The organism is uncultured Maricaulis sp. (genome assembly GCF_963976135.1).
Lineage (GTDB): Bacteria > Pseudomonadota > Alphaproteobacteria > Caulobacterales > Maricaulaceae > Maricaulis.
Window position 1 is genome coordinate 1 of the sequence record NZ_CAXBKN010000098.1, and the last position, 9,162, is coordinate 9,162.

Here is a 9,162-nt window from a genome sequence, read left to right on the forward strand (position 1 = left end):
GCGGCGATCAGCGAACCGAAACTGTTGCGGGTGCGGCCCTCGGCATAGATCTGGCTGACCAGGCGCCGATTGCCGCCCTCGATCGGGGCGCCGCGATCGCGATCAATTTCGGAGAAGTCATAGCGCCGCAAATGCAGGTCGTCAGAAGCGCGCTGAACGCCGAAGCCCCAACGCCAGTCCGGATTGATCTCCCATTCGCCGCCGCCGAAGACGTGCCAGCGCCAGGTCTCGTCGCCGAAGCGCTCGCCATCGCTGTCGATCTCGGCTTCATGGGTGACACTGCCCTCAAATGCCATTTCGCCGGACCAGAATCGCTTGCGGTATTCGGTGAAGAGCAGCGGATTGACATTGGTCATCACCCGGGGCGCGAGCGTAATGTCCTGCGAGGGCGAGAAGGCCCAGTAATAGGGTTGCTGGTAGGAGAAGCCGAGCCGCGAGGAGACACTGAAGCCGGGGAAGAGCAGGCCGCTATGGCGGTCCGCCGAGGGGTCCGGGTGCGCGAAAACCGGCGAATACAGAACCGGCACGCCCATCACCTCGAGCTGGGCATCGCGGTAATAGATCATCTGCTCGTCGGGATCCTGGATCACCTGCCGGGCGCGCAGACGCCAGGTCGGCTCCTGCTCGCCGGCCTCGCACAATTCGCAGGCCGTGTAGTAGGCGTCCTCGAGCTGCATGGCGCCATTGCTGCGCCGAATCGCGGCGGCAGCAGCCATCTGGCCGTTATTTTCCAGCATTGTGGCAAAACCGAGCGCCAGACCGGCCGACATTTCCGAATCCAGCTCGACCTCGTCGGCATATTGCGGATAGGGACCCTGGCCGTGAATGACGACATTGCCGCGCGCGACGATGCGGTTCAGTTCGGGGTGATATTCCAGTTCATCGGCATAGAGGGTCCGGCCGCTCTGGCGCGCCCGCACATGGCCGCGCGCCAGAAAGCCGGCACCATTGCCAAGGTCTTCCAGACTGTCTGCTTCCAGATAGACGGGTGCCTCTTCGGCCTCCGGGGACTGAGCCAGGGCCGCAGGCGACAGGACGAGCACGCCAGAGCCCATCAATGCAGCCGCGAGGCGGCTAAACTGCGACGCCATGCGTCACTCCTTGTCTGACCCGGTGGGGTTCGAATACCGGTCTTTATGACTAACGGATGCCGCCGCAGTCGTCCATCACGTCATCCGTCCTCGGTCGAGGCGATATAGCTCAGCGCCAAGAGGGCGGTCAGCGCCGGTGCAGCCCAGGCCGCTGTGGCAGCAGGAAGGGCACCGGTCGCACCCAGCGAACCGAGCACCTCCTGCAGGAAGAACATCAGAAAACCGGCCAGCCCGCCGGCCAGCGCGAATGCCGCCGCGCCGCCGAGGCGATGCAGGCGCAGGGTTGCGGCCGCTGCGATCAGCGTCGCCGCCAGCAGGGTCAGCGGCAGGGCAAGGAGCCGGTGCAAACGAAGTTGATAGCGTTCCGTCGCGAGACCGGCCTCCTGGGCCGAGTCGATCAGGCCGGGCAGATCCCAGACCGATACGCCGTCCGGCGAGCGCGCGCGCTCGAACAGGGCCTGTCGATTGATCAGGGTCGGAATCGTCACCAGGCCGAGATCGAGGGCGGCACTGTTCGGGGTCCGCTCCACCGCGTCGGTGACTTCCCAGAACCCGTCGCGCAGGCTGGCACTGGCCGCATCGATCCGGCGCTCCAGCAGGGGAACGCCCTGGCCATCGACCGAGAAATACATAAAGGCCGGCGTCATCAGGCGCTGGCTGCCCTCATCCAGCGAGAGCGCCGCGATCACGGTGAAACCGTCGAGATTGGTTTCGCGCAGCCAGACCGGCTCCTCGACATCGGGGCTGCGGCGAACATCCATCAGGGCGTCGCGGCGGTGCTCGAATTCGGCATTGCCGGCGGAGCCCAGCGGGTTCAGGGCCAGAGTGCCCAGCAGCCCGCCGGCCAGCGCCAGGCCAATCGGCGCGGACAGGATCCGCCAGGCCGAGATACCCGAGGCGCGCATGACGATCAGTTCGCTCGAGCGGTTGAGCCGGAAGAGCGAGGTCAGCACGCCAAACAGGAAGACGAAGGGCAGGGTGGTCTCGATCAGCGAGGGCGTCTTGAGCAGGGTCAGGCCGAGCAGGTCGAGCGAGCCGATATCGACCCGCGTCCCGATGGCGCGCGATTGCTCGACGAAATCGACCAGGATGATGACGGTGCTGATCACCAGCAGGGCCAGGCCAAGCCCGACCAGGGTCTGCATCATCATATAGCGATTGAGTCGGCTCACCAGCATGGCTCAGGCTCCGCCGGCCAGATGGCGGGCCGGGCGCACGCGCGTGGGCCAGTAAATGACTGTGAGGGCACCGAGACAGCCCAGCAATGGCACCAGATACTGACCGGCATTGACCGCGCCGTCGACGGCGCTGGCCGACTGGACGGCAAACCCCGTCAGTCGCAGGGACAGGCCGAGTCCGACGGCCGTCATGACGCGGCGGCCATAACCCATGCGCGAATAATCACCGGCCAGGAAGACGGCGGCACCGATCAGTACCAAAGCGAGATTGTAGAGCGGCGAGGAGAGCCGGTAATGCGCTTCCGCCCAGGCGCGCTCCGGTCCGCCGCTACGTGCGATCGTGCTGGCATCGGGCCAGATCAGCTCGTGCAGGAAGCGGTCGCTTTCCTTGAAGAACATGGCATCGATCGGCCCGATGAACTCGCCGAGATCGAATTCCGTGCGGTCGAAGGTGACATAGCCCAGCTCGCCGGCGGCATCGATCTGCTGACGATTGCCATCGGCCAGGACCATGGACGACTGGGTCGAGGAACGGACAATAAAGCCCTCACGCGCGGTGATGGTAATCGGCTCATCGGCGACGCGAGTATCGTGGATCAGCACGTCCTGCATGCGCCCGTCGCGGCCGCGCTCGCGGGCATAGAGCGTCACGCCGGCGCCGATCCGGGTGAAGGCGCCCGGCGTGATCAGGCTGGCGGCGGCGTCCGAGCGCAGATCGTGCAGGCTGCGGCGCATCTCGCGGTAGGCGAGCGGCTGGATGAAGAGATTGATCGCGAGATTGAAGATCATGACATAGACCGCCAGCCGGATCAGCGGCGACAGCACGGCCAGCCGGCTCATCCCCGAGGCCGATGCGATGACATATTCGCTGTCGGCCGCGAGCCGGTTCATGCCCGAAAGGACAGCGATGAAGATGGCGATCGGCACCAGCAGGGCGGTCAATTGCGGCAAGGCCAGCAAGGTCACCTTCAGGAAGGTGAAGGCGGTTTGCGAATAACCGGACACCAGATCGACATTCGACAGGCTCTGCGTCAGCAGCGCCAGACCGGCCAGGGCCGAGACTGACGTGATGAACGGCCAGAGCATTTGCCGGAAGAAATAGCGTTGAACCAGAATCATGACCGAATTTTCGCTGCGTGATGCGCCTTCTATCTCACGACTGGATCGGATACCACTTCCGCAATCCATCTTTTCGGTTCCATGCGCATCTTGGAGCCCCCGCTTTTCGAGAAGGTCAAGCCATGAAGATCGAATTCGTCACTGCCGGTACCAATGCCGGAGCCATCGCCGTTCCAGCCTTCGACAAGGCCTCGCTGTCGGCTGCGGCCAAAGCGGTCGATGCGGCCGCCTCCGGCGCGCTCACCCGCGCCATCGCCGCGTCACGCTTCAAGGGCGGCGCCGGCGAGACGCTGGAAATCATCGCTCCGGCCGGTGTCGATGCCGGGCGCATTGTTATTTTCGGTCTTGGCGACAAGGCCAAGCTGAATGAGAATGTGATCGAGAAAGCCGCCGCTGCCGTGGTCGCCAAACTGCTGACCGGCGGCGAGACCACCGTGACGCTGCGCCTCGATGGCGAGACCGATGGCGAGGGCGCTGCCCGCGCCGGGCTCGGTGCCCGCCTGGCCGCCTACCGCTTCGACCAGTACCGCACCAAGCTGTCCGACGACAAGAAACCCTCGCTGACCAAGGTCGCCATTGCCGTCGATGACGTCGATGCCGCCAAATCAGCGTGGAAAAACTGGGGCCCGGTAGCCGAAGGCGTCGATGTGGCGCGTGAGCTGCTCAACCAGCCGCCGAACATCCTCAACCCGGAAACCTATGCCAAGCAGATCGAAGGCATGGCCAAGCTGGGCCTCGAGATCGAAATCCTCGACGAGGCACAAATGCTCGAGCTGGGCATGCACTCCCTGCTCGGTGTCGGCCAGGCGTCGGAATTCGAGAGCCATATCGCGATCATGCGCTGGAATGGCGGCAAGGCCGGCGAAAAGCCACTCGTCTTCGTCGGCAAGGGCCTGACGTTTGATTCGGGCGGCATCTCCCTGAAGCCGGGTGCCGGCATGGACGAGATGAAGGGCGATATGGGCGGCTCCGCTGCCGTCGTCGGCCTGATGACGGCCCTGTCGGGCCGCAAGGCGAAGGTCAATGCCATCGGTATTGTCGGCCTGGTCGAGAACATGCCCGACGGCAATGCCCAGCGTCCGGGCGATATCGTCACCTCGATGTCGGGCCAGACGATTGAAATTCTCAACACCGATGCCGAAGGCCGGCTCGTCCTCGCCGATGTGCTCTGGTATGCGCAGCAGACTTTCGATCCGAAGCTGATGATCGATCTGGCGACCCTCACCGGCGCTGTGCTGATCGCGCTCGGCAATACGCGCGCCGCGATCTTCTCCAATGACGACACGATCGCCGAGCGCCTGTTTGCCGCCGGCAATGCGTCCGACGAGCCGGTCTGGCGCCTGCCACTCGGCCCCGACTATGAAAAGCATATCGAGACCAAGAATGCCGATATGCGCAATGTCGGCGAAGGCCGTCTGGCGGGTTCGATCTCGGCCGCGGAATTCCTCAAGCGCTTCGTCAATGACAAGCCCTGGTGCCATATCGACATTGCCGGCACGGCGATGGGCGGCATGAAGGATGATCCCCGCCAGCCCAGCTGGGGCACAGGCTGGGGCGTGCGCATGCTCGACCGCTTCGTGCGCGATCATTACGAGGGCTAGCCTTCGAAGAAAAGGAGAGGGCGGCTTTCGGGCCGCCCTTTTTATGTATGCCGGCCGATATCTGGTTCTATCATCTCGAGCGTTCCGGGCCTGAAGAGGTGTTGCCGGAACTGCTCGAAAAAACGCTGGCCAGGGGCTGGCGGGCCTTGGTGCGTTCAAGCGATCCCGAACGCCTGGCCTCGCTCGACAAGTCGCTCTGGACCTGGCGTGAGGCCAGCTTTCTGCCCCACGACCGCGCCGACCAGGCCGAGCCGGAACGCCAGCCGGTTCTGCTCGCCAGCGATGAGACCAACCCCAACAAGGCGCAATGCCTTTTCCTGCTCGATGGCGCGGTGCCGGAAAGCCCGGACGGGTTCGAGCGCGTAATCATCATGTTTGATGGTCAGGACGAAAGCGCGGTCAATGCCGCGCGCCGGCTCTGGAAACAATTATCGACACCGGGGCGAACCGTCTCATACTGGCGCCAATCGCCGGAAGGCCGCTGGGAGAAGAAAGCATGACCAAACGCATCCTGTTGCCCGTCCTGGCCGCGCTGGTTGTTTCGGCCTGCGCCGCGACCGGCAATGACAGTTCGGAGCTGATCATGCCGCCCGATTTCGAGACCGTCACCGATAGCTGCGGTGCCGGCGCGCGCGATTATCTGATCGGCCAGCCGCTCGGCGAGGTCGACCTGGACAGCCTGGCGCGCCTTGTGCGTCCGATCCATCCCGGTCAGCCCGTCACCATGGATCACCGGCCCGATCGCCTTAATCTTGATCTCGACGGCGACGGGGTTATCGTACGCATCTGGTGTGGTTGAGCCGACGGACCTGATTCCATGAAGCGCGTTTCTATCCTGTTGGCCGGGCTTCTCGCCGGCTGTGCCTTCGATGACGTGCGTGCACCGCAGGCTGCCCTGCCAGTTCTCGAGCCTGGATCGGCCATGGCCGGGCCGGGCCCTATGGGGGCGCCGGCTCACGACATGCCCCTTCTGGGCGATGTCGAAACGGTCGACACGGCCAATGTGCAACGCCCGATCACCGGATCGTGCGGCATGGAGCACTACCAGCATCATGTCGGACAGCCCCGGCTCAGCATTGACCGGCTCACCTTGCCTGCCAATTATCGCGTCGTCGCCCGCTATACGCGCGTCACGATGGAATTCATTCCCGAGCGCCTGACGATCCGGATCGCTGATGACGATACCGTTGAGAGCATGACCTGCGGTTAGCGGGCAATCGCCGCTGAAGCATCACCCTTGCGCGGACCAGATATAGGCGAAATAGCCCGCCAGCATCACGGCACCGACACCGCGGCCGATGGTCGGGCGCGTGACCAGCAACCCGGTCAGGATAAGCGAGGCCGCGATCAGGACTGGCAGGTCAAAGCTCAGGAAGCGTGATGCCGCCGGGATGGGTGTCACTATCGCGGTGATGCCTAGAATTCCCAGCAGGTTGAAAATGTTGGAGCCGATGATATTGCCGATGGCGATTTCCGACTGACGCCGCAGCGCCGCAATCAGGGATGTCGCCAGTTCGGGCAGAGAGGTTCCGATCGCGACGATGGTCAGGCCGATAAAGGCTTCGGAAATGCCATAGCCGCGGGCGATCGAGACCGCACCATCGACCAGCAGCCGGGCACTCAGCATCAACGCAATCAGTCCGGCGATGACCCAGAGCACCGAAACCAGGCTGGAGGGTGGCGGCGCCTGTATATCGCTGTCGGCCTGCGCCTCGCCTGGCCGCAGATAGGCCCAGGCGAGATACATCACCAGGCCGGCAAACAGGACCAGGCCGGACAGGCGCGTGACCTCTCCCATGGCCAGAACGGGGATCAATATCAGGGTCGCGGCCATCATGACGCCGGTATCGCGGCGCAGCGTCGCGCCGCTGATGCGGATCGGCCAGACCAGCGCCGAGACACCGACGATCAGCAATATGTTGGCGATATTTGATCCAATGATATTACCGATCGCGATATCGGGCACGCCGCGCAGCGCCGCATCGGCCGAGACCAGCAATTCAGGCGTTGAGGTTCCAAAACCGACCACCGTCAGCCCGATCAGCAGCGGTGGCACCGCCAGCCGCCGGGCAATGCCGACACTGCCACGCACCAGCGCCTCGCCGCCGAGGAACAGACCGGTCAGGCCGGCGAGGACGAAGACATAATCCATGGAATTTCCCCAGATGGCGCGCAGGTGCGGGCCCAGCTGCGGAAATGTGGATTGGCGGGCGCCGCGACAAGGTGGGTGCAGCTAATAATTGGAGACGAGGTTCATATTGCGTCGTCTATCCGGCCCGCGCGGCTTCCAGCTTTTCTTCTGCGGCCATCCATTTGGCTTCGGCGGCATCGATCAGCTCGACGGCCTTGGCGCGCTTCATCTGCAGATCCTTGGCGGCCTTGGGGTCTTTCTTGTAGAGGCCCGGCGTGGCGAGACCGCGATCAATCACGTCGAGAATGCCGCGCAGGCGATCGGCCTCCTTGGCCCAGCGCGCGGATTCGGTGCGCAGGGGTTTGAGCTCGTCGCGGCGGGCGGCGAGATTGCGGCGTTTGACGCTCTTGTCGTCCTGCGGCAGATCCTTTTTCTCGCGCTTGGCGGCGCGGGCCGGGCGCCCCGAGAAGCTCTGGCGATAGGTCTCGATATCCTCGTCATAGGGTGTCACCGATCCATCGGCGACGAGCCAGAGACGGTCGACCGAGCTTTCGATCAAATGCCGGTCATGGCTGATCAGGATCACGGCGCCTTCATAATCATTCAGCGCCATGATCAGGGCCGAGCGGCTGTCCATGTCGAGGTGATTGGTCGGCTCATCGAGGATCAGAAGATGGGGGCCATGGAAGGTGATCAGGTTGAACATCAACCGGGCCTTCTCGCCGCCTGACAGGGAGCCGGCCGGGGTTTCCTGGCGGTCGCGCGGCAGGCCGAACCGGGCCAGACGGCCGCGGCGCTGGGCCTCGGTCGCATCCGGCATCAGATCGATCACATGCTGATAGGCCGAAGTGTCGGCATGCAGCCCGTCAATCTGGTGCTGGGCGAAATAGGCGATCTCCAGCTTCTTGTGATGGCGCATATGACCCGACAGCGGGATCAGCTTGTCACAGAGCAGTTTGGCCAGTGTCGACTTGCCGGCGCCATTGCGGCCGAGAATGCCGATGCGGTCATCGGGATCGATGCGCAGATTGACATTACGCAGCACCGGCTTGCCCGGGGCATAGCCGGCATCGACCTCTTCAATGCGCACGATCGGCGGCGCCATCGCCTTTTTCGGGGCGGGAAACAGGAAGGGCGCGACCGGGTCGGCGACCATGGTTGCGACCGGCTGCATCTTCTCCAGCCGCTTGACGCGCGACTGGGCCTGTTTGGCTTTCGAGGCCTTGGCCTTGAAACGGTCGACGAAGGCCTGCAAATGCCGGCGCTCGGCATCCTGCTTGTCGGCCATCTTCACCTGCAGGCGCTGACGCTCGGCCAGGGCCGCTTCGAAGTCGTCATAGCCGCCTTCGAATACACTGATCTTGCCGTCTTTCAGATGCGCGATGCGCTGCATCGAGCCGTTCAGCAGATCGCGGTCGTGGGAGATCACCAGCACGGCGCCGGGGAAGCTCTTGAGATAGGTCTGCAGCCACATCACGCCTTCAAGGTCGAGATAATTGGTCGGCTCATCGAGCAGCAGCACATCGGGTTCGGCAAACAGGGTCGCGGCGAGGGCAACGCGCATGCGCCAGCCGCCGGAGAATTCGCGGCAGGCACGCAACTGCTCTTCTGCTGTAAAACCGAGGCCGGAGAGAATGGAACCGGCGCGCGCTTCGGCAGTATGGGCATCGATATCGGCCAGCCGGATCTGGATCTCGGCGATGCGGTTGGGATCGGTCGCCGTCTCCGCTTCGGTCAGAAGGGCGGCGCGTTCGAGGTCGGCATCGAGCACAACGGAGATCAGACTCTCGTCACCGCCCGGCGCCTCCTGGGCGACCCAGCCAACGCGCGCACCCTTGCGCAGCGTCGTATCGCCGCCCTCGGGCGCGATCTCGCCGCGGATCAGCCGGAACAGGGTCGACTTGCCGGTACCATTGCGCCCGACCAGCCCCATCTTGCATTTGGGGGGCAGGTGAAAGGTCGCCTGGTCGAACAGCATCCGGCCTTCGATACGATATGTCAGATCATTGATGTGTAGCATGGGCAGGCGCGTAACCCGGCTT

9 protein-coding genes are annotated in these 9,162 nt (G+C 64.0%); 4 read left to right on the top strand and 5 right to left on the bottom strand.

Going from position 1 to position 9,162, the window contains the following annotated elements:
* From AAC023_RS12065 to AAC023_RS12075, 3 genes are all read right to left on the bottom strand, one after another.
* On the bottom strand, positions 1–1,091 hold a 1,091-nt coding region (locus AAC023_RS12065; RefSeq protein ID WP_339741453.1), incomplete at its 3' end, for a putative LPS assembly protein LptD.
* Between the two features lie 80 nt (positions 1,092–1,171).
* A complete protein-coding gene (locus tag AAC023_RS12070) occupies positions 1,172–2,269 on the bottom strand; it encodes an LptF/LptG family permease (protein ID WP_339741454.1) in 1,098 nt (365 codons plus the stop codon).
* 3 nt (positions 2,270–2,272) lie between these two features.
* On the bottom strand, positions 2,273–3,388 hold the full coding sequence (locus tag AAC023_RS12075) for an LptF/LptG family permease (RefSeq protein WP_339741455.1): 1,116 nt from the start codon (positions 3,386–3,388) through the stop codon (positions 2,273–2,275).
* Between the two features lie 122 nt (positions 3,389–3,510).
* Between AAC023_RS12075 and AAC023_RS12080 the strand changes: the two genes are divergently transcribed.
* Genes AAC023_RS12080 through AAC023_RS12095 form a run of 4 tightly spaced genes read left to right on the top strand, consistent with a single transcriptional unit; the run spans position 3,511 to position 6,199 of the window.
* Positions 3,511–4,989, top strand: a complete 1,479-nt coding sequence (locus AAC023_RS12080; protein WP_339741456.1) for a leucyl aminopeptidase — start codon at positions 3,511–3,513, stop codon at positions 4,987–4,989.
* Between the two features lie 47 nt (positions 4,990–5,036).
* Positions 5,037–5,489 (top strand): DNA polymerase III subunit chi, encoded by a 453-nt coding sequence (locus tag AAC023_RS12085; protein WP_339741457.1) that lies wholly within the window; start codon positions 5,037–5,039, stop codon positions 5,487–5,489.
* Positions 5,486–5,788: an I78 family peptidase inhibitor gene (locus AAC023_RS12090; RefSeq protein ID WP_339741458.1), complete on the top strand. Its 303-nt coding sequence runs from the start codon at positions 5,486–5,488 to the stop codon at positions 5,786–5,788. The genes AAC023_RS12085 and AAC023_RS12090 overlap by 4 nt, the downstream gene beginning before the upstream one ends.
* Positions 5,789–5,806: 18 nt before the next feature.
* Positions 5,807–6,199, top strand: coding sequence for a hypothetical protein (locus AAC023_RS12095; protein ID WP_339741459.1), 393 nt, complete (start codon positions 5,807–5,809; stop codon positions 6,197–6,199).
* A gap of 21 nt (positions 6,200–6,220) precedes the next feature.
* Here the strand turns inward: AAC023_RS12095 and AAC023_RS12100 are convergent, their stop codons facing one another.
* The gene (locus tag AAC023_RS12100; RefSeq protein WP_339741460.1) at positions 6,221–7,141 is read right to left on the bottom strand and encodes a calcium/sodium antiporter; all 921 of its coding nucleotides are present in this window, start codon (positions 7,139–7,141) and stop codon (positions 6,221–6,223) included.
* Between the two features lie 115 nt (positions 7,142–7,256).
* The coding region (locus AAC023_RS12105) for an ABC-F family ATP-binding cassette domain-containing protein (RefSeq protein WP_339741461.1) at positions 7,257–9,162 on the bottom strand (1,906 nt) is incomplete at its 5' end.

Coding starts and splice junctions, on each gene's coding strand:
- AAC023_RS12070 (WP_339741454.1), bottom strand. CDS start 2,269: ATGCTGGTGAGCCGACTCAATCGCTATATGATGATGCAGACCCTGGTC.
- AAC023_RS12090 (WP_339741458.1), top strand. CDS start 5,486: ATGACCAAACGCATCCTGTTGCCCGTCCTGGCCGCGCTGGTTGTTTCG.
- AAC023_RS12075 (WP_339741455.1), bottom strand. CDS start 3,388: ATGATTCTGGTTCAACGCTATTTCTTCCGGCAAATGCTCTGGCCGTTC.
- AAC023_RS12095 (WP_339741459.1), top strand. CDS start 5,807: ATGAAGCGCGTTTCTATCCTGTTGGCCGGGCTTCTCGCCGGCTGTGCC.
- AAC023_RS12085 (WP_339741457.1), top strand. CDS start 5,037: ATGCCGGCCGATATCTGGTTCTATCATCTCGAGCGTTCCGGGCCTGAA.
- AAC023_RS12100 (WP_339741460.1), bottom strand. CDS start 7,141: ATGGATTATGTCTTCGTCCTCGCCGGCCTGACCGGTCTGTTCCTCGGC.
- AAC023_RS12080 (WP_339741456.1), top strand. CDS start 3,511: ATGAAGATCGAATTCGTCACTGCCGGTACCAATGCCGGAGCCATCGCC.